Annotated in this window: 20 protein-coding genes and 1 riboswitch; of the genes, 5 read left to right on the top strand and 15 right to left on the bottom strand. The window is 60.0% G+C overall.

Features of this window, described 5'->3' with window-relative positions:
- The first annotated feature begins 34 nt into the window (after positions 1-34).
- A complete protein-coding gene (locus WA845_RS13955; protein ID WP_006698559.1) occupies positions 35-1,387 on the top strand; it encodes an aspartate aminotransferase family protein in 1,353 nt (450 codons plus the stop codon).
- 40 nt (positions 1,388-1,427) lie between these two features.
- On the opposite strand, the gene WA845_RS13950 is transcribed toward WA845_RS13955, so the two are convergent.
- Together WA845_RS13950 and WA845_RS13945 are read right to left on the bottom strand one after the other, a co-directional pair.
- Positions 1,428-1,865: an EamA family transporter gene (locus WA845_RS13950; RefSeq protein WP_006698558.1), complete on the bottom strand. Its 438-nt coding sequence runs from the start codon at positions 1,863-1,865 to the stop codon at positions 1,428-1,430.
- Positions 1,866-2,048: 183 nt separating this feature from the next.
- Positions 2,049-3,395, bottom strand: a complete 1,347-nt coding sequence (locus WA845_RS13945; protein ID WP_004438672.1) for a dicarboxylate/amino acid:cation symporter — start codon at positions 3,393-3,395, stop codon at positions 2,049-2,051.
- Between the two features lie 236 nt (positions 3,396-3,631).
- Between WA845_RS13945 and WA845_RS13940 the strand changes: the two genes are divergently transcribed.
- Both WA845_RS13940 and WA845_RS13935 read left to right on the top strand, forming a co-directional pair.
- Positions 3,632-5,473, top strand: a complete 1,842-nt coding sequence (locus WA845_RS13940) for a sensor histidine kinase (protein ID WP_045534524.1) — start codon at positions 3,632-3,634, stop codon at positions 5,471-5,473.
- A gap of 1 nt (position 5,474) precedes the next feature.
- Entirely contained in the window at positions 5,475-6,839 is a 1,365-nt protein-coding gene (locus tag WA845_RS13935) for a sigma-54-dependent transcriptional regulator (protein WP_220359975.1), read from the top strand.
- A gap of 126 nt (positions 6,840-6,965) precedes the next feature.
- On the opposite strand, the gene WA845_RS13930 is transcribed toward WA845_RS13935, so the two are convergent.
- On the bottom strand, positions 6,966-7,469 hold the full coding sequence (locus tag WA845_RS13930; RefSeq protein ID WP_022563674.1) for a BA14K family protein: 504 nt from the start codon (positions 7,467-7,469) through the stop codon (positions 6,966-6,968).
- 179 nt (positions 7,470-7,648) lie between these two features.
- Between WA845_RS13930 and WA845_RS13925 the strand changes: the two genes are divergently transcribed.
- Positions 7,649-8,359 carry a GntR family transcriptional regulator gene (locus WA845_RS13925; RefSeq protein ID WP_006698553.1) on the top strand — a complete coding sequence of 237 codons (711 nt, stop codon included), beginning with the start codon at positions 7,649-7,651 and terminating at the stop codon, positions 8,357-8,359.
- 66 nt (positions 8,360-8,425) lie between these two features.
- Here WA845_RS13925 and WA845_RS13920 read toward each other — a convergent pair whose 3' ends face one another.
- Together WA845_RS13920 and alr are read right to left on the bottom strand one after the other, a co-directional pair.
- A complete protein-coding gene (locus WA845_RS13920; protein WP_006698552.1) occupies positions 8,426-9,682 on the bottom strand; it encodes a D-amino acid dehydrogenase in 1,257 nt (418 codons plus the stop codon).
- A 7-nt stretch (positions 9,683-9,689) separates the two neighbouring features.
- The gene (gene alr / locus WA845_RS13915; protein ID WP_174151590.1) at positions 9,690-10,856 is read right to left on the bottom strand and encodes an alanine racemase; all 1,167 of its coding nucleotides are present in this window, start codon (positions 10,854-10,856) and stop codon (positions 9,690-9,692) included.
- Between the two features lie 127 nt (positions 10,857-10,983).
- Between alr and WA845_RS13910 the strand changes: the two genes are divergently transcribed.
- Positions 10,984-11,442 (top strand): Lrp/AsnC family transcriptional regulator, encoded by a 459-nt coding sequence (locus WA845_RS13910; protein ID WP_004438693.1) that lies wholly within the window; start codon positions 10,984-10,986, stop codon positions 11,440-11,442.
- A 16-nt stretch (positions 11,443-11,458) separates the two neighbouring features.
- Here the strand turns inward: WA845_RS13910 and thiD are convergent, their stop codons facing one another.
- The 10 genes from thiD to WA845_RS13860 all read right to left on the bottom strand — a co-directional run bounded on the left by thiD (position 11,459) and on the right by WA845_RS13860 (position 21,962).
- Positions 11,459-12,256, bottom strand: a complete 798-nt coding sequence (thiD, locus tag WA845_RS13905; protein ID WP_006698550.1) for a bifunctional hydroxymethylpyrimidine kinase/phosphomethylpyrimidine kinase — start codon at positions 12,254-12,256, stop codon at positions 11,459-11,461.
- A complete protein-coding gene (gene thiE / locus WA845_RS13900; protein ID WP_045534519.1) occupies positions 12,253-12,915 on the bottom strand; it encodes a thiamine phosphate synthase in 663 nt (220 codons plus the stop codon). The genes thiD and thiE overlap by 4 nt, the downstream gene beginning before the upstream one ends.
- Positions 12,902-13,642, bottom strand: coding sequence for a hydroxyethylthiazole kinase (locus WA845_RS13895; protein ID WP_006698548.1), 741 nt, complete (start codon positions 13,640-13,642; stop codon positions 12,902-12,904). Before WA845_RS13895 ends, thiE begins: the two co-directional genes overlap by 14 nt.
- Positions 13,639-14,589: an ABC transporter substrate-binding protein gene (locus WA845_RS13890; RefSeq protein WP_174151589.1), complete on the bottom strand. Its 951-nt coding sequence runs from the start codon at positions 14,587-14,589 to the stop codon at positions 13,639-13,641. The genes WA845_RS13895 and WA845_RS13890 overlap by 4 nt, the downstream gene beginning before the upstream one ends.
- Complete coding sequence (locus WA845_RS13885) at positions 14,586-15,371, bottom strand: ABC transporter permease (RefSeq protein ID WP_174151588.1); 786 nt, start codon at positions 15,369-15,371, stop codon at positions 14,586-14,588. The genes WA845_RS13890 and WA845_RS13885 overlap by 4 nt, the downstream gene beginning before the upstream one ends.
- 128 nt (positions 15,372-15,499) lie before the next feature.
- Positions 15,500-15,602: riboswitch (TPP riboswitch) on the bottom strand.
- Between the two features lie 36 nt (positions 15,603-15,638).
- A complete protein-coding gene (locus WA845_RS13880; protein ID WP_174151587.1) occupies positions 15,639-17,630 on the bottom strand; it encodes an alpha-glucosidase in 1,992 nt (663 codons plus the stop codon).
- A gap of 11 nt (positions 17,631-17,641) precedes the next feature.
- Entirely contained in the window at positions 17,642-18,499 is an 858-nt protein-coding gene (locus WA845_RS13875) for a carbohydrate ABC transporter permease (RefSeq protein WP_004438712.1), read from the bottom strand.
- Positions 18,500-18,503: 4 nt separating this feature from the next.
- On the bottom strand, positions 18,504-19,415 hold the full coding sequence (locus WA845_RS13870) for a carbohydrate ABC transporter permease (protein WP_174151634.1): 912 nt from the start codon (positions 19,413-19,415) through the stop codon (positions 18,504-18,506).
- A gap of 172 nt (positions 19,416-19,587) precedes the next feature.
- Positions 19,588-20,838 (bottom strand): ABC transporter substrate-binding protein, encoded by a 1,251-nt coding sequence (locus WA845_RS13865; RefSeq protein WP_174151586.1) that lies wholly within the window; start codon positions 20,836-20,838, stop codon positions 19,588-19,590.
- A gap of 47 nt (positions 20,839-20,885) precedes the next feature.
- Positions 20,886-21,962 (bottom strand): ABC transporter ATP-binding protein, encoded by a 1,077-nt coding sequence (locus tag WA845_RS13860; RefSeq protein ID WP_282454913.1) that lies wholly within the window; start codon positions 21,960-21,962, stop codon positions 20,886-20,888.
- Positions 21,963-22,081 lie beyond the last annotated feature (119 nt).

The following is a 22,081-nucleotide window of genomic DNA, read 5'->3' as shown; positions in this document are numbered from 1 at the left end:
CCTCAGTCAATCAACCGAAACGGAGCCATTATCGATGACCATCCTGCCGAATTCCGTCGAGGCACGCGATATCGCCTATCAGATGCATCCCAATGTCAATCTGCGCAAATTCGAAAAGACCGGTGGTCTGGTGATTGAAAGCGGCGAGGGCATCTATGTCACCGACAGCAGTGGCAAGCGATACATCGAGGCGATGGCGGGACTGTGGTCGGTGGCGCTCGGTTTTGGTGAACAGCGGCTGGTGGAAGCGGCGACAAAGCAGATGCAGAAGCTGCCCTATTACCACACCTTCTCCTACAAGACGCATAGCCCGTCCGTCGATCTCGCCGAACTGCTGATCGAGCTTTCGCCGGTGCCGATGTCGAAAGTTCATTTCACCTCCTCCGGCTCGGAAGCCAACGATCTGGTCGCCAAGATGGTCTGGTATCGTTCGAATGCACTGGGCAAGAAGGAAAAGAAAAAGATCATAGGCCGCATCAAGGGTTATCATGGCGTGACCATTGCGTCGGCCTCGATCACCGGCTTGCCGCGCAACCATGAGAGTTTCGATCTGCCGCTGGACCGCATGCTGCATACGGCCTGCCCCTCCTATGTGCATTTCGGGAAGGAGGGCGAAAGTGAGGCGGATTTCACCGCGCGTATCCTCGGGGAGTTGGAGGATCTGATCCTTCGCGAAGGTCCCGAAACCATCGCCGCCTTCTGGGGCGAGCCGGTAATGGGCGCCGGTGGCGTTCTTTTGCCGCCGGAGGGCTATTGGGAAGGCGTACAGGCGATCCTGAAGAAATATGACATCCTGCTTGTGGTCGACGAGGTCATCTGCGGTTTTGGCCGCACGGGCAAGATGTTCGCCTGCGAGACCTACGGTATCAAGCCGGACGTGCTTGTGGTCTCAAAGCAGATTTCGTCGTCCTACATGCCGCTTTCGGCGATCATCATGAATGACAATTTCTACCAGCCTATCGCCGATGAGTCCGACCGTATCGGATCGTTCGGCCATGGCTACACCGCCTCCGGCCACCCGGTCGCAACGGCTGTGGGGCTGGAAAACCTGAAGATCATTCAGGAACGCGATCTGGTCGGCAATGTCGCGCGGCTCGAAGGCCGGTTCCTCGATCATCTGAAGGCACTTGCGGATCACCCGCTCATTCATTCCTCGCGCGGTATCGGCCTCATCGGCGCGCTGGAGGTGAAGCCATGGGAAGGCATGAAGCCGGGCGACACGACGTTTGCCCTCGCCGCCGCGATTGAGGAGGAGGGTGTCATAACCCGGCCAATCGGTGAATCCATCTGTTTCTGTCCGCCGCTGATTATTACCGCGGAGCAACTGGATGAGCTGTTTGCTGGTGTGAAGCGCGGTCTCGACAAGGTTGCGGCCGCCCGAGGCTGAAAATTTTTGGCAATTGTGCCGGCCGGTTGATCCGGCCGACCTATCCCCGGTAGGCCACAAGTACCGCACCGCAGGCGATCAGCACGACGCCGAGCCAGTTGGGCAGCGAAAGCCTTTCGCCCAAAAACAGCACTGCAAAGATGGCGACAAAGACGACACTGAGCTTGTCGATGGGTGCGACACGGGCGGCGTCGCCAATTTTCAGCGCCCGGAAATAGCATATCCAGGATGCGCCGGTTGCCAGACCGGAGAGCACGAGAAAGGCCCAGGTTTTCCCCGAGATGGTGGAAGGCTGCTGCCAGTTGCCGGTGATATAAACCATCAGGCCTGCGGCAGCGAGAATAACGATGGTTCGGATGAAAGTGGCGAAATCGGAATTGACGTTTTCGATGCCGATCTTGGCGAAAATGGCAGTCAGAGCCGCGAATGCCGCCGATAACAGGGCCCAGAATTGCCACGCCAGGAAAATGTTTCTCATATGGGCCACTCCATTCATCGCAATGGTTCTTGTTTGATCTGGCCTACAGCATCGCCCGTCCGATAAAAACTGTTTTCCGACACCTGCTTGAACGACAAAGGCCGACACATCGAGATGACGCGCCGGCCTTCATGCGAGGCCTGTCCGGACGAGGCCGGGCAGGCAGGACCTTGGGAGGTCGTATTACTCTGCCGGCTGCACCGAGGCCGGAAGCTGATCCACATCGGCGATGCCGGTGAATTCTTCCTTGCCGCTGAGCACGCGGGCAAGCTGGTCCTGGTCCAGTTCGCCTTCCCAGCGGGCGACGACGATGGTGGCGACCGCATTGCCGACGAAGTTGGTGAGCGCGCGGCATTCCGACATGAAGCGGTCGATGCCGAGGATCAGCGCCATGCCGGCGACCGGAACCGAAGGCACGACGGAGAGCGTGGCCGCGAGCGTGATGAAGCCTGCACCGGTAATGCCGGCGGCACCCTTGGAGGAGAGCATGGCGACGAGCAGCAGCAGAATCTGTTCGCCGAAGGAGAGGTGAATGCCGGTCGCCTGCGCGATGAAGAGGGCTGCCAGCGTCATGTAGATGTTGGTGCCGTCAAGATTGAAGGAGTAACCGGTGGGAATGACGAGACCGACGACGGAGCGCTTGCAGCCGGCCTTTTCCATCTTGCTCATCAGGCCCGGCAGGGCGGCCTCGGAAGACGAGGTACCGAGAACCAGCAGCAGTTCTTCCTTGATGTAGCGGATCAGCGCGACGATGGAGAAGCCGTTATAGCGGCAGACGGCGCCGAGGACCACGAACACGAACAGGAAGGACGTGACGTAGAAGGTGCCGATCAGCATCGCAAGATTGGTGACGGACGAGATGCCGTATTTGCCGATGGTGAAGGCCATGGCGCCGAAAGCACCGATCGGGGCAGCCTTCATCAGGATCGCGACCAGCTTGAAAATCGGATACATCAGGGCGTGCATGAAATCGGTGACCGGCTTGCCCTTTTCGCCGACGACGCCGAGCGCGATACCGAAGAGCACCGAGAAGAACAGCACCTGCAGGATATCGCCGCTGGCGAATGCGCCGACGATGGTCGTCGGGATGATGTTCATCAGGAAGCCGGTAATGGTCTGCTCATGGGCCTTGTCGGCGTAGGTCGCGACGGCCTTGGCATCGAGCGTTGCCGGATCGATGTTCATGCCCGCGCCGGGCTGCACGGTGTTGGCGACGATGAGGCCTACGATAAGCGCAAGGGTGGAGAATACGAGGAAGTAGATCATGGCCTTGCCGGCCACGCGGCCAACCTTCTTCATGTCGTTCATGCCGGCAATGCCGGTTGCGACAGTGAGGAAGATGACGGGCGCGATGATCATCTTGACGAGGCGGATGAAGCCGTCGCCGAGCGGCTTCAGTTCTTCACCGAAGGCCGGATAGAAATGGCCGAGTGCGATACCGGCTATGATGGCCACCAGAACCTGAAAATACAGATGCTTGTAGAATGGCAATTTGGCGTGGCCCGCGGCCACGGCTGTCGTATCGATCATGTTTTTTCCTCCTCGGCCTCACCCTGCCTTGATTGGCCTCCCGGGATCGCCGTGTCGTTGACGGCTTCGCGCCGATTGAGGAGACATGTGCAATACGCATGCCAGACTTGATTATTTGCCGTAACCAACTGATTCAAAAAGTTCTTTTTTGGAGGGATAAAAGGCGCGACAGTTAACTGTGCGGAATTTCGGACAAAAACTCTTGCGGTCTGTGTGTAAATCCGCACAATTGACCCATGAACCAGATAGAGAATTCACTCCATTCCCAGGCGAAGCGACGGGCGCAATGGCTGGCGCTCGCGGGGCTTTGGCTGCTTATCGGTTTTGGCATGCTGCTTGTCGCAGATGAATTTGCCCGCCATCAGGCCCTGCGTGCGGCGGGTTCCGAGGCCTCGACCGATGCGGAACTGAAGATCGCCCTTTTGAATGTTGCACTGGAGCGGCCGCGGGCCATTCCGCTGGTTCTTTCCGGCGATCCCGATCTTGCCGTCGCTCTCGATGGCGGCGGCGCTTCGGCTCTAGATCGGCTCAATCGAAAGCTTGAAGGGCTTATCGAAGGAACCCAGTCCTCTGTCATTTACGTGACCGGGCCGACCGGCTTGACCATCGCGTCGAGCAACTGGCGGCAGGCGGACAGCTTTGTCGGTTCCAACTATGCCTTCCGCGAGTATTTTCAGGCGGCGATGAAGACTGGCATGTCCGAACATTATGCGCTCGGCAATGTCAGTCGCCGGCCAGGTCTCTATATCTCCCGCCGGATCGATGCAGCTGACGGCCGGCCGCTTGGCGTCGTGATTGCCAAGGTCGAGTTCAACCGGCTGGAAGCGGACTGGAATATCGGAGGCAAGCCGGTCTATGTCGTCGACAGAAACGGTGTCGTGTTGATGACGAGCGTGCCGGAGTGGCGCTTCAAGACAGTCGCGGCCATCGACGAGGCGCGACGAAACACCATTTCCGAAAGCCTGCAATTCGGCAATGAGGCGCTGGCGACGCTGCCTTTCCGAACGGCTCGATCATTGGGCGACGGTGTTCCGCTCATCCACGTTGATGAGCCGGGGCGCGAACGCGGCGATTATCTTCGCCTGGAAGTGCCGGTGCCGACGACATCCTGGACCCTGCATTATCTTCAGCCCGTCGCACCCGCTCTGAATGCCGCCATCCGCGAGGGCAGGGCGGTGGCGCTGGCGACGCTCATGCCGCTGATTGCGCTTTCAGCGCTGTGGCTGTGGCGCAGGCACAAGGCTCTGACGGAAAAGGAAGAAGAACAAAGGGCCCGCGCCGAGCTTGAACTGAAGGTACAGGAGAGAACCCGCGATCTGACGAAGACGCGCGATCATCTTCAGGCGGAAATCGCCCTGCACGAAAAGACCACCGGGGAGTTGCGCAATGTCCAGCATGAGCTGGTGCAGGCCAACCGCCTTTCCATTCTTGGGCAGGTGGCGGCTGGCGTGGCGCATGAGATAAACCAGCCTGTGGCGACAATCCGCGCCTTTGCCGATAATGCGCGCACTCTGCTGAAGCGTGAACGTCTGGCTGAAGCCAGTGAAAATCTTGAGGACATTGCCGCCCTTACCGAGCGTATCGGCACGATTACCAGCGATCTGAAGATACTCGCGCGCAAGGGCCGAACCGGCGCTGAACCTGTCAGTGTTCGAACCGTCATCGAAGGTGCGGTGCTGCTGCTGCGCAGCCGTTTTTCCGGTCAGATGGACGCGCTGGATATTGTCTTGCCCGATCAGGATATGAAAGTGCTCGGCAGCCGCATCCGGCTGGAGCAAATCCTCATCAATCTTCTGCAAAACGCGCTGGAAGCGACTGAAGCGATTGATACGGCCCGGGTGGAGGTGCGTGTTTGCGAAGAAGGCGACGCGGTTGTAATCTCGGTTGGCGACAATGGCGGGGGCATTCCGGAAGCCATCCGTGCCCAGCTTTTTTCACCCTTCAATACCTCCAAGGAAGGCGGTCTCGGTCTTGGCCTTGTCATCTCAAACGACATCGCTTCGGACTATGGCGGGCGCATTGAGGTGGCGAGTGGTGATGCAGGCACGTGTTTTTCCGTATATCTGAAGCGAGCATGACATGACGGCGGATGGTACTATATTTCTGGTCGATGACGACTCGCAGCTGCGCAAGGCGATGGTGCAGACGCTGGAGCTAGACGGGCTGCCGGTCACTTCCTTTTCCCGAGCCGAGCAGGCGCTTGCAGCTTTGAGTGACGATTTCGACGGCGTCGTTATCACTGACGTGCGCATGCCCGGCATGACCGGGCTGGAATTTTTCGACCATGTCCGCAAGATCGATGCGGATCTGCCTGTCATCCTCATTACCGGCCATGGCGATGTACCCATGGCCGTCGATGCGCTCCACAACGGTGCCTATGACTTCATAGCCAAGCCGTTTCCCGCCGAACGGATGGTGGAGAGCGCCCGCAGAGCCCTCGAAAAACGCCGCCTCGTGCTGGAAAATCGCGCGCTTCGCCGGGCAGCCGGGCAGGCGGAGGACGACCTGCCGCTGATCGGGCAAACACCCGCCATGGAGCGCTTGCGCACGACGCTCAGGCATATTGCCGATACGGATGTCGATGTGCTGGTGGCCGGCGAAACGGGCAGCGGCAAGGAAGTGGTGGCAACGGCCCTTCATCGTTGGAGCAAGAAGCGCGCCAAGGGCAATTTCGTTGCGCTGAATTGTGGTGCGCTACCTGAAACGGTGATCGAGAGCGAGCTTTTCGGCCATGAGCCGGGAGCATTTACCGGGGCACAGAAAAAACGTGTCGGCCGCATCGAACATTCAAGTGGTGGCACGTTGTTCCTGGACGAGATCGAAAGCATGCCGCTTGCCGTGCAGGTGAAAATGCTGCGTGTGCTGGAAATGCGCGAGGTCTCGCCGCTTGGTTCAAACGAGGAGCGACCTGTCGATATCCGCGTGGTTGCGGCGGCCAAGGTTGACCTCGGCGATCCGGCCGAACGTGGCGCGTTTCGTGAGGACCTTTATTACCGGCTGAATGTCGTCACATTGTCGATACCGCCGCTTCGCGAACGCAGGGCGGATATTCCACTCTTGTTTTCCCACTTCGTCACCAAGGCAGCCAACCGCTTCAACATGCCGGTGCCGCAGATCGGCGCCGGGGTTTCCCGTCGTCTCAACGATCATGATTGGCCCGGCAATGTCCGGGAACTCGGCCATTTTGCCGAGAGGGTAGTTCTGGGGCTTGAGACGGAATTGGCGGCCACATCTGTTCTGCAGTCGGAAATCCCGGCTTCCGGCACCTTGCCGGAGCGTATGGACGAGATCGAGGCGCGCATCATCCGCGAGACACTGGAGCAATCCAATGGCGACGTCGCGGAAACCATCGCCACGCTCGGTATCGCCCGCAAGACCTTTTACGACAAACTGCAACGCCACGGTATCAACCGGGCGGACTATGTGAAGAACGGCGCGGCCTGAAACTGTGCAGAGGACGACTTATGGCGACGGCGCGAAGTTGTCCTGCTCCGACCCCCATTGAAAAGCCGCAGACTTTTCCGTCTGCGGCCTGGCAATAATCGCAGCAATTGCGGCAACGGCCGTCGTTCAGCCTGCTACGCAGAAATGACGCTGACCGTCATAGTCCGTGTAGGTGCCCGTGCGGGAATTGAAGCTGCGGTAACGCTGCGAGCAATAATCGTACCAGGCGTTGGTCCACGGCTCGATGGTGCGATAGGTCTGGGGCTGACTATAGACGGGACGGCTGTCGTAAACCGGCTGCGCGCGATAGACCGGCGCCGGGCGATAAACCGGCTGCGGTGCTGGCCGGTAGTAACGATAGTCCGGCTCTTCATAGACATAGCTCGGCTCATAGGCCTGATAACGGCGCGGTGCCGGATCGATATAGACCCGTTCCTCCTCCACCGGTGCCGGGCGGGAAAGGGCGGAACCAACGGCAACACCGGCGGCAAGGCCAAGCACACCTCCCAGAAGCGCCGCGTCGCGGCGGTCGTGGCGGTCCCAGTCGCCGGCGGATGCGCTGTTGAAGGGAGCGATGGTTGCGGCGGCGACGGCGATAGCCATAGCGGTTTTGGCTGCAAAGGACGACATGGTGTTTTTCCATCCAGGTGGCAGGGTGCTGCCAGTTGCAAATTCGATGGTTAAGGAAATACAGCCCGCCTGCTGAACGGTCGCTGAATGAATTGTGGCAGACCGGCTGTCGCCCACAATTCCCGTTTGCCTGCGTCCCACGCTTCGCGCTAAAACTCGGGAGCAAACAGGACGCGCCCATGAGCCTTGCCCATATAACCGTATCTCCCGATTCATCGCATGAGGATCGTGCCCAGGCCATTCGAGACACTTTGCGCGACGCCATTGTCGATCGCCGGCTGGCGCCGGGAACGAAATTGTCGGAAGCGGAAGTGGGAACGTTGTTCGATGTCAGCCGCACGGTGGTGCGCGCGGCGCTGCAGATGCTTGCCTATGAGGGCCTCGTGAAGGCCGAGCGCAATCGGGGCGCTTTCGTTTCCAATCCGACGCCCGACGAGGCGCGGCAGGTATTTGCGTCCCGCCGGCTGATCGAGCCCGGCGTCGTTGACGCGGCAATCGAAAAAATCACGCCTGCGGCGGTAAAGAAGCTGCGGGAGCATCTGTTGGAGGAGAGCAGGCATCAGCAGGAACGCGGGCCGAGCGCACGGCGGGCCGAAATCAAGGCCTCGGGTGATTTTCACCTGATGCTGGCGTCAATTGCCGGCAATGCCATCCTAGAAAAATTCATGGATGAACTGGTTGCGCGCTCATCGCTGGTCATCGCGCTCTATGGGCGCTCCGGCGTATCGAGCTGCGGTCATAACGAACATGCCGATCTTCTGGATGCGCTGGAGGCGAAGGATGCGGCAAGGGCCCGGGCGCTGATGCTGCAACATCTTAATCATATAGAGGCCGATCTCGACCTCCGTACCAAGGAAGGTCTAGCCCTCAGGGACGCTCTGGCGCTTTAGGATATCGGTGTATCGGCCCTCACACGCCGTGCGAGGGCGATATCAGCGGAAACCGGAGCGTGCCGGTCATGCCGCGTAGCGGCTGATTGCCAGATCGTGGGTGTCGATCTCGGGCGTCGCACCGCTGATCATGTCCGCAAGGACGCGGGCGGAGCCACAGGACATGGTCCAGCCGAGCGTGCCGTGGCCGGTGTTAAGGTAAAGGTTGCTGTAGCGGGTAGCGCCGATAACAGGCGTACCATCCGGCGTCATCGGGCGCAGGCCACACCAGAATTTCGCCTGCGACTGATCGCCCGCGCCACCGAACAGGTCTTCCACCGAATGGGCGAGTGTTGCCTGCCGCGCTGCGGGCAAGTCCTTGCTGAAGCCGGCGATTTCCGCCATTCCGCCAGCACGGATGCGCGAACCGAGCCGGGTGATCGCGACCTTGAACGTTTCATCCATCACCGTGGAGACGGGCGCCCGTTCCTCTTTCACAATCGGCACCGTGATGGAATAACCCTTGACCGGGTAGACCGGCAGGGTCAGACCGAGCTGACGCAGGAACTGTGGAGAGTAGCTGCCAAGCGCGGCGACAAAAATATCCGCTTCCACAAGCCCGCGGGTGGTCTCCACCGCCTTGACGCGTCCTGCCTCAACGATGGGGCGCATGATCCCCGTGTCGTACAAGAAGGTAACGCCCGCTTCTTCCGCCATGCGGGCAAGCTCGGTGGTGAACATGTAGCAGTCACCGGTCTCGTCGCCAGGCAGGCGCAGCCCGCCGACGATCTTTTCCTTCGATGGCGAGAGGCCGGGTTCCACGGCGGCGCAGCCGTCTCGGTCGAGAATTTCGAAAGGCACGCCGCCCGCCGTCAGCACGTCCACGTCCTTGCCGATGGCGTCAAACTGCTTTTGTGTGCGGAATACCTCCAGCGTGCCCTGCATGCGCTGGTCATACTGGATGCCTGTCTCTTCCCGCAGTGCCATCAGGCAGTCGCGGCTATATTCCGCGACGCGCACCATGCGGCTCTTGTTGATGGCATAACGCGCCGAGGTACAGTTGCGCAGCATCTGGCTCATCCAGCGCCAGGCGGCCGGATCGACCGTCGGGCGAATGATCAGCGGTGCATGTTTCATGAACAGCCATTTCATGGCCTTGACCGGAATGCCCGGCGCGGCCCAGGGCGAAGAATAGCCGGGGGAAACCTCACCCGCATTGGCAAAGCTGGTCTCGAGCGCTGCAGCCGGCTGCCGGTCGATCACCGTCACCTTGTGCCCGGCTTTGGCCAGATACCAGGCGGATGTCACGCCGACGACGCCGGCTCCGAGGATAGTGACGTTCATGATCGTCTCACTTGTGATTGACTGATGTTGAAGCAAAGGTCGGGGTTTCGTCCGGCTGAATATAGGTACGGCGATAACGACGGCCGAGGCCGGTCAGGATTTCGTAGGCGATCGTGCCCGCATCGTCCGCGATGTCTTCAAGCGTTTGCTCGGGGCCGATCATCTGCACGAAACTGCCTTGGGTCAATGTTCCCTCGGGCAGGGCGGATATGTCCAGAATGATGCTGTCCATCGAAACGCGCCCCGCGATCGGCAGGCGCACGCCATCATGCCATGCCGCGCCGCGATTGCCGAGCGAGCGCGGCAGGCCGTCTGCATAACCGGCGGCGATCGTCGCAAGACGCGTAGAGCCGGACGCTTCGAAGGAACCGCCGTAACCAACCAGCGAACCGGCGGAAACGGTGCGGGTCTGGATCACGGCGAGATCGAGGCGAACGACCGGCTTCATCGGGTTCGGGCGGTCGACAGAGGGTGCGCCGCCGTAAAGCGCGATGCCGGGGCGCAGCAGGTGGTTGTGGTACTCACGACCCAGAAAAATACCTCCGGAGTTGGAAAAACAGACCGGGACATCAGGAAACGCAATCGTGGCCTGCCGCATCGCCGACAGCTGCGCCGCATTGCATGCATGGCCCGGTTCGTCGGCGCAGGCGAGGTGGCTCATGACGAAGGCGATGTCGATACCATCGAACAGTTGCGGCTGGGAGGTGAGGGTTTCCAGCTCTTCGGGGGAAAGGCCGAGGCGGCACATGCCGGTATCGATCTGCACGGCGGCTGCAAGTTTCCTGCCGAGCGTCTTGGCATGGACCGCCCATTGGGCGATCTGCTCCAGCGAATTGAGAACCGGTGTGATCGCCATGGCGGCGCAGGAGGTCTCATTGCCGGGTTGAAGGCCGTTGAGGACGAAGATCCGCGCCTGGGCGGGAAGACGCAGCCGAAGCGCCAGCGCCTCGTCAATATGAGCGACGAAGAAATGACGACACCCCGCATCGAACAGGGTTTGCGAGACCATATCCGCACCGAGGCCATATGCATCGGCCTTGACGACCGCCGCCGTCTGGGATGCGGGCGCCATCGCCGCAAGTGCCAGATAATTGTCGCGCAATGCGCCGAGATCGATGGTCAGATGGCCGCTTGCACCACCCGCTGCCTGCTGGCGGCTGATCTGCATGTCCATGGTCGTTCACCCTCATTTTTATCTTATGAGAGTATTGCAACGATTATCGAATTTCTTGGCAATTATTCGAAGGAAATGCGATATAATTGGCAAGCGCGCAATTTTCTTTTGCTGATTGGAATTTTCTATGTCGTCACTTGATGCGACCGACCGCCATATCATACGGCTGCTTCGGCTCAACGCCCGCATCAGCAACGCAAAGCTTGCTGCAGAGGTCGGGCTTTCGCCATCCGCGTGCTTGCGTCGCGTCGATATTCTCGAACGGGAAGGGATCATCCGCGGTTACACGGCGCTTACCAGCGGCCTGGCCGGCGGTGAGGTCATTTCGGTTATCGTGCAGATCACGCTCGACCGGCAGACGGAGGATTTTCTCAACCGTTTCGAAAATGCGGTGCGGCGATATCCGGAAATCCGCGAATGTTATCTCATGACTGGCGGTTCGGATTATTTCCTGCGTTGCGAGGCAGAAAGTGCGGGGGATTTCGAGCGCATCCACAAGGAGATACTCTCGAAGCTGCCGGGGGTCTCGCGCATTCATTCGAGTTTCGCGATCCGGAATGTGCTGGCGACGCCGAAGGCGAGGTAGCATCGAGTGTGGGGCTTCACCCCCACCACCGATAAAAATGATGCACCGGCCCCCGCCCATGTCCAACGGCAAGGCTCCGCCCAGCATCAAGCGCCCCATTCAAATAATCTTTCGCCAGCTCCACGGCCTCCAGCAACTCGCTTCCCCTCGCAAGATGCGCCGTGATCGCCGCCGCCAGCGTGCAGCCGGTGCCGTGATCGTTCTTCGTCTCTACGCGTGCAGCGGAAAGCGCCTGCATGGTGCCATCTGCAAACAGATAATCCGTGCTCTCAGGCCCCGCACCATGTCCGCCCTTGATGAGCACCGCTTTTGCGCCCGCTTTCAGGATCGCCGCGGCCTGATGATTGATGTCCGTTTCCGTCTCCGCTATCGGCGTGCCGGTTAAAAGCGCCGCTTCCGGCAGGTTCGGCGTAACGACGGTCGCGATTGGCAGAAGCTCGCGCCGCAATGTCTCGATGGCGTCCTCTTGCAGCAAACGGTCGCCTGACGTCGCCACCATGACTGGATCCAGCACCACGGGCTGCGATTGCCGCCGGAGCCGTTCCGCTATGGCTGCAATGGTTTCGATACGGGAAACCATGCCGATCTTCACCGCATTGACGGTGAGATCGGAAAACACCGCATCCATCTGCGCGATGATGGTGGCCACCGAAATATCCTCGACCGCAGTTACGCCTCTGGTGTTCTGTGCGGTGATGGCGGTGATGACGCTGGCGCCATAGGCGCCAAGCGCGGAGAATGTCTTGAGGTCGGCCTGTATGCCCGCACCGCCGCCGCTGTCGGATCCGGCAATGGTCAACGCAATTGATGTCATGGCTGTCTCGCTTTCAGAGTGGCATCGATTGCGGAACGGAACTCCTTGGTCGCGCCGGCAATATCTGCCGCGCGGAAGATGGCGGAGATCACCGCGACTCCATCCGCACCGGCGGCAATGACAGAGGGGACGCGGGAGAGATCGATGCCGGCGATGGCGCCCACCGGCATGTCCGGCCGCCATTCCCTCAGCAGGCCGCGGAGTGTCGAAAATCCATCGATACCCACAGGCTTGTCCGGGTTGACCTTTGAAACCGTGTCGAACACGCCGCCGATGCAGGCGTAATCGGCGGGCATGGAGGCTGCCCGCTCGGCGTCGGCGCGGTTCTTGACCGTGAGGCCGATGATCGCCTTTTCGCCAAGAATGCGCCGAGCGGTTCTGGCGTCCATATCGTCGGCGCCAAGATGCACTCCATCTGCGCCCGAGGCGAGCGCAACATCCACCCGGTCATTGATGACGAGCGGCACGCCGGTGCCGGCGATGGCCTCGTGGATGGCGCGGGCGTTTTCGATCATCTCCCGTGTCGAGCCGTGCTTGTCGCGATATTGCAGGATGGTCGCGCCATTAAGTGCAGCCGCCAGAGCAAGCTCGGAGAGAGGCGCGACATCACCGAGGCTCGCATCCACAAGCGCGTTGAGGCGGTAATCAACCTTGTTCATTCTCGATCCTCGCATGATTGATGATATCCTCGCCGGTAATCGCCGAAAGCGCGTCCAGGAATGCCGGTTCGAACGTGCCGGGACCTCTGGCACAGGACGCGGCCAGTTCGGCGGAGACGCCGGTGACGGCAAGGGCGGACGCCGCCGCTGCCAAAGCATCCCGTTCCACGGCCATGAAAGCAGCGATGACGCCCCCCGAGAGGCAGCCCGTACCCGTTACCTTAGCCATCCAGGGATGGCCGTTTACGATCCTGACGCGTCGCGTCGCGTCGCTCAGGTGATCGACCGGCCCGGTTTCGATCCTGATTGCATCTGGCACCTCGCCGATCAGTCTCATTTCTGCACGGTTGCCACGCACGATCGCGGGAGAGAGAGTGATGAGCTCACGCGCGAAGGCCAGCCGGGATGGAGAATAGTCACAATGCACGGGGTCGACGATCCAGGGCTTGCCTGAGGCGTTGGCGATCTTCACTGCCAGCAGGATAACCTTGCGCCGTTCCGCATCCAGCGTGCCGAGATTGATGGTCAGCGCATCCGCCTTGGTAACGAAGCTTTCGATTTCCTCCAGCGACGTGGTCATGGAGGGAATGCCGCCGACAACGGTAATCCCGTCGGCGGTGAATTTTTGCACCACGGTATTCATAAGGCAATGTACGCGCGGACGCGCCTGTCTGACTTTTTCAAGGATTTCGGCGGCCTGCGTGGTCGTGGGGAAAGGGATGGTCATGGCTGCTTCAGCTCCACGGCGATTTCGTCCGCCGCCGGCGCCTTCTTGATGAGCTGCATTTCCTGCATGAAGGCGCCAAAACGCGCATAGCGGGCGCGGTCGAGTGCGGCAGGGCGCTTGGCAAAACGCGGCAATGTGTCGAAGAAAGCCTGCTTGTTCAGTGCGTCATCGAGATTGGGATAGGCCTTGATGAAAAGCTGCCAGGATTCCTGCGGGTGATTGGTGATGAAAATAGCGGCCTGTTCCACGGCGGAGAGGAAACGCGGCAGGCGGCTGTCTGTTGCGAGATCGCGATGGGTGACGAAGATCAGTTCGTCATAGGCCGGAACACCATGTTCCTCCGGAAAGAAGGATCGGCCTTCGTGGCCCTCGAGCTTCATCTGCGTCAGTTCGAAATTGCGGAAACCGCCGAGCGTGGCGTCCACCTTGCCTGCGATGAGCGATGGCGACAGGGAGAAATTGACGTTGATGAGTTCCACATCGTCTTTCGTCAGACCGTCCTTTTCCAGCATGCGCTTCAGCATGGCATCCTCGAAGCCGGATACGGAAAAACCGACTTTCCTGCCCTTCAGGTCCTTCAGGCTTTTGATCGGTCCGTCAGCCAGCACGGTGACGGTGTTTAGCGGCGTTTCGACCAGTGTGCCGAAACGGACGAGCGGCAGGCCGGCATCGTGGTCGAGATATAGGTTGGGTTGATAGTGCACGCCGATATCGGCCTGTTTTGCCGAAACGAGGCGCGGAACGGCGGAAGGATCTGCCGGCGGAACAAGTTCAACATCGAGCCCCGCATCCGCAAAAAGGCCCCGCTCTTTCGCGACGACCATCGGCGCATGGTCGGGGTTTACGAACCATTCCAGCAATACCGTAAGCCTGTCGGCCGCGTGTGACTGAACGGGGGCAAATATGCTTGCCGCCGCGATGACGAAAGAAAGAAGAGTTCGCTTCATGATGCTGAAATTCTCCGTAAATACCCGAAAGGAATGGTGTGTTCTGTTTCCCTGGCCCAAGGCGCCAGATGGGCGGTGGCGCGATCCACCGCCAGTCGCAGCAGCACCGCCATGATGGCGAGTATCGCCATGGCGGCGAACATCGTGTCGGTCTGCATGCGGGCGTTTGACTGGATCATCACGAATCCAAGCCCTGCCGATGCGCCAACCCATTCGCCAATGACAGCGCCCAGCGGTGCGAGGGGTGCGGCCACCCGCAGGCCGGAGATAAGCGAAGGCAGCGCCAGTGGCACGCGCAACCGGGTGAGAACCTGCCAGTGGCTTGCCTGCGTCAGCGAGGCGGCATCGAGAATGGCGCGATCCGTCCTGTTGAGGCCATCGGTGAAGGAGGAGGCGACGGGAAAGAAGATGATGATCGCCGTCATCACCGCTTTCGAGGCCATGCCGAAGCCGAACCAGAGGACGAGGATGGGCGCCAGCACGAAGACCGGAAAGGCCTGCAAAACCAGAACCATCGGCCAGACGAGGCGACCGGGACGGGGGATTGCCGCGATGGTGAAAGCCACGACAATACCGACCAGGACGCCGGCCGTCAGTCCAACGGCCATTTCGAGAAATGTAACCATGGCCTGCCCCAACAGGAAACCGGGCTGGCGCAGGAAGGCCGCGGCGACATCGGTCGGCGCCGGCATGATATAACGGGGTGGCGAGAACAGCCATGTGCCTGCCTGCCAGAGAACAAGCAGGAGACCGACACCGTTCAACGCATGGGCGGCACGCATGAGCCGGACCTCAGACGCAGACGCACCGGGCGCGACGGACAAAAGGTTTCAGCATCATCATTCGGTCTCCACACGTGACAATCGCGGAGATCAAGACAAAGCGGAGAAGAGAAAGGGCAGCGCCTCGAAGGCGCGACAGTTTCCGTTCCTACGCCGGCATGATCCGGATCAGGTTCAAGGGTCCGGCTCAACGCCATCTCAGCACCGTCTGGTGCTCCCCTCGGAATGGGTCGGAAACTGTCGTTTTTTTAGCTGGCTGTCAACGGCTCAGATGGTGCGGAGCTGTTCAAACAGGGTGACGTTGGCACTATCGGCGCGGTAGAAAATCGCGGGCCGGCCGAGTGGTGCTTCCACGGTAACCTCGTTTCCACCGCGATGATGCACGCCGCTCCACAGATGTACCCACTGGCCATCGCCCGGAAGATAGAGGGTGCGTTGCGCTTCTCCCGCTTTCCAGACAGGGGCCACCAGCATGTCGGGGCCATAGAGATAGCTGTCCTGAATGGCGTAAGTCTGCCGGTCATTCTCGTAATGCAGGAAAAGCGGGCGTTGCACCGGAAGCCCCGTTCTGGCCGCTTCGGCGGAGAGCGATTTCAGATAGGGGGCAAGCGCGACATAGACTGTCGTCATGCGGGCGAAATGGGCGAGAACCGTTTCATCCTGATCGATCTGCAGATTGTCACGCGGGCGGTTGCCCTCATGGGTGCGCATGACCGGCGTGAAGGCGGCCATCTCCGTCCAGCGCATGATAAGTTCCGCGGTGCGGACATTGCCGAACAGGCTGGTGTAACCGCCGATGTCGGAATGGTGATAGGCATTGCCCATGAGGCCGGAGGAGAGCGCACCGCAAATGACAGTGACAAGTCCATCATGACGGGAGAAGTCGACAGACTGGTCACCGCCCCAGATCAGCGGACAATGGGCCTGCACGCCGGTGAAACCGGCCCGCATGAAGAACAGTGCTTCGCCAGTTTTGCCACGACTTTTGACGCCCTTCGCGTTAACCTCGGCCCACAGGGTGGGCCATGCATTGTGCATCAGCTTAGCGTCGACGCCGTTCGAAAGCTGGATATCGATCGGCAGATATTCGCCGAAATCAGCCATCCACCCGGAAAGGCCGAAATCCAGCATGTTCTTGCCGATGATTTCTTCGGCAAACCAGTCGGCGGCAGCCGGATTGGTGAAATCGACGACGCCGCAATCGAACTCGCCGAAATCCACCAGGGCCGTTTTTCCTTCCGCATCCGTTGCGAAATAACCGGCCTGTTCGGCCACGGGGAAAAGCGGGCCGTCAACGCAGAGATAGGGGTTCACGTAACCCAGAAAGCGGATGCCTTGATCGGCAAGCTCGGCGATCTTCTGGCGCAGATGCGGATAACGGGTTTCGTTCGCCTGCCAGTCCCAGAACAGGCGTGCGCCAAAGGATGTCTGGCGAAGCCCCACCCAGTCCTCACACCACAGGCCTGACACGAGCGTTCCCGCCGCGCGGATTTTCTCCAGCCGCGCAAACGAATTGACGCCATCCTTTAATCCAATGATCGCGCCATTATAGATCCATTCCGGCAATTGCGGCTGCCGTCCAAACCGTAGGGACAGCGCGGAGACGATATCGGTGAAACTGTCGCCGGCGAAAAATTCGATCTTTTCAGGGATGGCCCAGATTTCGATCTCGTGGAAATCGCCATTGCGGAAATCGAAGACCGAATAGGCGCTCGTTTCCACATGCAGCGCGTATCTACGCGACGAGAGATAGGTCGGTTGCGGATAGTTGGTGTTGTAATAATCACCGCCTGCCTTGCCGTTGACGTCAGACTTGAAAGTGATTTCGGTGGTCTTGTCGCGGCCAACGCCGGGCTCGGAGGTCCAGAGCGGAAAGCGCCGTCCGCGCATGTCGAAATAGGACATCTGCTCGCCGCCGCCCCAGACATGCTCATCCGTTTCCGCAAAGACGCGCAGCCAGAGACGGTTGAAGGTCTTGTCCAGCGCCGTCAGCAGGATGGCATTGCTTTCGAGTGTCAGGCGAAGGCGAGGGGTCTGTCCCGGTGCGGAGGAAAGCGTGACGCTATCGCCGCTCATCTCGGCGTGGCGCAGGGCGGTTCGTTCGACGACGTAGTCTTCGATATCGAAATTGCCGCGATACATATCCATCCGTTCCTTGCCGAAACCGGCAAAGATGGCCGGCTCGTCGGGCGAATGGGAAAGGATGGTGCGGTTGCCGATCGCAAGCGTAAATCCATCGTGGGTCTTTTCGAAACGCATGACTTAACCTTTTAGCCCTTGAGACCGCCGGCGGTGAGGCCAGAGACAACCCGTTCCTGGAAGATGACGATGAGGATCGCGACCGGCACGATGCCGACCACCAAAGCTGCCGAAATGACCGGCCAGGGGAAAGCGAACTCTCCCTGATAAAGCTGGATGCCAACGGGCAGTGTGCGCAGCGCAGGGTTGGAATTGAAGGAGAGCGCCAGCAGGAACTCGTCCCAGGCATTCACGAAGGCAAGGATGCCTGCGGTGAAGACGCCCGGCGCGCAAAGCGGCACGACGACCTTGAACAGCGCGCCGATGCGGGTGCAGCCATCGATCATGGCGGCGTTTTCGAGATCGCGCGGAATACTTTCGAAGAAGGAAACCAGCATCAGCGTGCACACCGGCAGTGAAAGCACCGTGTAGGGCAGGATCAGCGCCGTCCAGCTGTTGAGCAGATTGAGCGCCCGCATGATTTCGAACAGCGGCACAAGCAGCGTCACCAGCGGAAAGGTGGAAACGGCGATGATGAGCGACAGGATAAGCGCCCGGTATTTAAGGTTCAGCCGCGCCAGTGCGTAAGCCGCCAACACCGAAATCAGGATGGTCAGTGCCGTGGAAAGCAGCGCCACCATGAAGCTGTTGAACAGGAAGAGGTGCAGCGGCTGATCCGAAAAGGCCTGCATGTAGTTGGCGAGTGTCGGCGCGTGCGGAAACCAGGTGATCGGCTTGACAGTCAGCTCCGCCTCGGTTTTCAGCGAGGTGAAGAGGATCCAGATAGCCGGGAAAAGGCCGTTTATCAGAAGAATGGAGGCCGCGATGAAGCGCAGCGGCTTGCCAGAGAAGAAGGAGGACAGACCGGAAGAGGTGGCGACGGTACTCATGGGATCAGTCCTTCGTCCTGATGATACGGAGGTAAACGGCGGTGACGCACATGGAAAGCGCAAACATCATGACCGCCAAGGCCGAACCGTAACCGAGATCGAGGAAGGAGACGGTGTTCTGGTGGATATACATGGCAAGCGTCGTGGTGGATGTGCCGGGGCCGCCGCCGGTCATCATGTAAGGAATATCAAAGGTCTGTAGCGCCGTGATCGTGCGGAAGATGAGGGCGACGATAATCGATGGCTTCAGAAGTGGCAGGGTGATTTCGAAGAACTGCCTGATCTTGCCGGCGCCATCCACATCCGCTGCCTCGTAAAGCGAGCGCGGGATGGTCTGCAACCCGGCGAGGATCATGAGCGCCATGAAGGAGGAGGTCTTCCAGATGATCGTCAGGCAGATGGCGGCAAAGGCCCAGTTCGGTGAGTTGAACCAGATAATGCCTTCAAAGCCCAGCCGGTTCAGCACGTCGTTGACCACACCATATTCATAATGGAAGAACCACGCGAAGATGAGACCTGCAAAGGAGAGCGGCAGCGCCCAGGGGATAAGAAGGGAAAGCCGCATTGGCCACTGCATGGAGAAAGGCAGGTTGGCGAGCAATGCGAGGCCAAGGCCCATGAACAGTGCGCCGGGCACGGTGATCAGCGTAATCAGCACCGTATTCCAGGTCGTTTCCCAGAAAATCGGATCGTCGAACATCGCCGTGTAATTTTCAAAGCCGATGAATTCCGCCGGCAGGCCCGAGGTCAGCGACAGGCTGAAGACGCTCGTATAGACGAGCCGCGCCACCGGATAAACGATGATGAGCGAAAGCAGGATCGCCGCCGGCGCGAGCAGCAGCACGGCCAGCGACCGGTCGCCGAGATCGAGCCACCGCGTCCAGCGCGGCTGCGGTTTCTCGTCCACCCGAACCATGGTTCTTTCCGGCATTGTCACGTTTGCCACTCCCGCAACTGGATTCACGTCATCGTCTCCCGGTCGGACCGGTTTATGTCCGGCCCGTTTCGCGCCCTTGAGGCGCCTTTCATCCTGTCAGTCGAAACGGCCGGAAGGGGCGCGGTGCACACGCCGCCTTCCGGCCCGAAGCTTATCGCAGAACGCGCCGCAGACGGCTTTCCATCTGCTTTGCGCCATCCTCCGGCGTCATGACACCGGCGAGCACACCGTTGACCGTGGTGCGGATGGTCTCGCTGACCTCGTTGTAACGCGGCGTCACCGGACGGGCCTTTGCTGTTTCGACGACCGGCAGGGCATCCGCGAACCACGGGATTGCCTTGGTCACGTCGGCATCCTTGTAGAGAGCGGCGTAGGTGGGCAGGAGCGCTGCATTGATGGCCATGAACTTCGATACATCCTGACTGGAGAGATATTCGACAAGCTTCTTGGCTTCATCCTGCTGTTTGGAATAGGCGGACACGCCGAATTCCCAGCCGCCGAGGCAGGTCGTCTGCTCACCGCCTTTGACGGCGGGAAGGCGGGCGACGCCGACCTTGTCGCTCACCTGCGATTCCTTGCCCTGGAAATGGGTCCAGGCATAGGACCAGTTGACGGCAAAGAGAACCTTGCCGGCCTGGAACTCCTTGCGGGTGTCGTCGGTCGCCACCTCCGAAATGTTCTTCTTGGAAATGCCTTCGTCAACAAAACTCTTCCAGAGCTTCAGCGAATCCACCGCCGCCTTGTTGTCGAAGTTCAGCTTGCCGTTTTCAACCAGCGACTTGCCTTCGCTCCAGTAGGGCAGGAGGAAGGTGCAGACCGCGCCTTCGATCGCCTTGCCCTGGAAGGACAGGCCCTGAAGCTCCGGGTTCTTTTCGCCTTCCATGACCTTCTTGGACGCTTCCTTCAGCTCCTCCCAGGTGGTCGGCGGCTTGATGCCGTATTTATCCAGCAGGTCTTTGCGGTAATAGAGGAACATGGAGTCGGCGAAGGCTGGCAACGCCACGATCTTGCCGTCCACCGTGTTGGCTTCGGCATAGGTCGGCAGATAGGCGGACATGTCCTTGCCGGCAAAATCGCTGGTCCAGCCGGCTGTTGCAAATTGCGCGGGACGGATGACGTCGAGCATCAATACGTCGAGGCTCGAATCCTTGGCCGACATCACAGTGTTGAGATATTGCGCCTGCATTTCCGAGGTGTTGCCGCCGGTCTCAATGACCACCTTCACGCCCGGCGTCTTCGCCTCATATTGATCGAGCGCCTTGCGCCAGACATCCGGCTGATGCTGGCTGGAAACGAAGATCTTCAGCTCGGCATCGGCAAAGGCCTGACCTGAAAAAGCGAGCACCGTTGCGCAGAGCGCTGCGCCCATGAAGGCTTTGCCCAGGATAGTTTTGGATGTCATGTGTTCCTCCCGTTATTAATCCTTGGCCGTGGCATTTTGCCCGGCAATCAGTGGATCGAGCGCTCCGTTGTTGCGTCGAAAAGATGGACCTTGGACGGATCGACCCCGATCCGCAGTTCCTCGTTCGGCGTTGGCCGAAGCTGCGGCGGCATCCGTGCGGTCAGCGCCGCGTCGCCGAGGCTGAAATGGACGAGCGTGTCCGAGCCCAGTGGCTCCACCACCTGCACCTTGACCGCAAGCTGCGTGTCGAAGCCCTCAACGGGGCCGAAATGTTCCGGGCGAATGCCGACAATGACTTCGCGCCCTTCGAGACCCGTTTCGCGGGATGGCCGAATGGATGCCATCGGCAGGAAATTCCCGTCCGAGAATGTCAGCCGGTCGCCATTCACCTTGGCTCGCGCGAAATTCATGGCGGGCGCACCGACGAAACCGCCGACGAACACGCTTTCAGGGCGGTTATAAACCTCATCCGGCGTGCCGACCTGTTCTATATCGCCGCCGCGCAGGATGACGATGCGGTCCGCCAGCGTCATCGCCTCCACCTGGTCATGGGTAACATAGATGATGGTGGTGCCCAGCTGCTGGTGCAGGCGCTTGATTTCCGTGCGTACCTGTCCGCGGAGTTTAGCGTCGAGGTTGGAGAGCGGCTCATCGAACAAGAAGACCTGCGGGCGGCGAACGATGGCGCGCCCCATGGCCACACGTTGACGCTGGCCGCCGGAAAGCTGTCCGGGCCGCCTGTCGAGAAGGTGCTCGATGCCGAGCATCTTTGCCGCCTCATCGATGCTGGCATTGGCCTGCGAAGCGCTGACACCGCGCACCTTAAGGCTGAAGCCCATGTTTTCGCGCACCGTCTTGTGCGGATAGAGCGCATAGTCCTGAAACACCATGGCGATGTCGCGCTCGCGCGGCGGCAGCCGGTTGACGACACGGTCGCCGATCTTCACCTCGCCGCCAGTAATGCTCTCCAGCCCTGCGACCATGCGCAACGTCGTTGATTTGCCGCAGCCGGAAGGGCCGACAAATACGACGAATTCGCCATCGTTGATTTCAAGGTCGATGCCCTTGACGATGCGAAGCGCACCGTAACTCTTGTCCAGCTTGCGCAGGCTGACCGAAGCCATATTTTCCTCCTCACGACCGGCACGCCCGAAATTTCAATGGACACAATAGCCGGTATCAACCTTCAAGTTCCCCGTACTGCATCTTCGAAAATCGAGCCCGATTGTCTGGCAATAACGTG

This window comes from Agrobacterium sp. CMT1 (genome assembly GCF_037203725.1).
GTDB lineage: Bacteria > Pseudomonadota > Alphaproteobacteria > Rhizobiales > Rhizobiaceae > Agrobacterium > Agrobacterium pusense.
The sequence above is the reverse complement of the archived record's forward strand: the minus strand, read 5'-3'. Positions and strand labels throughout refer to the sequence as shown.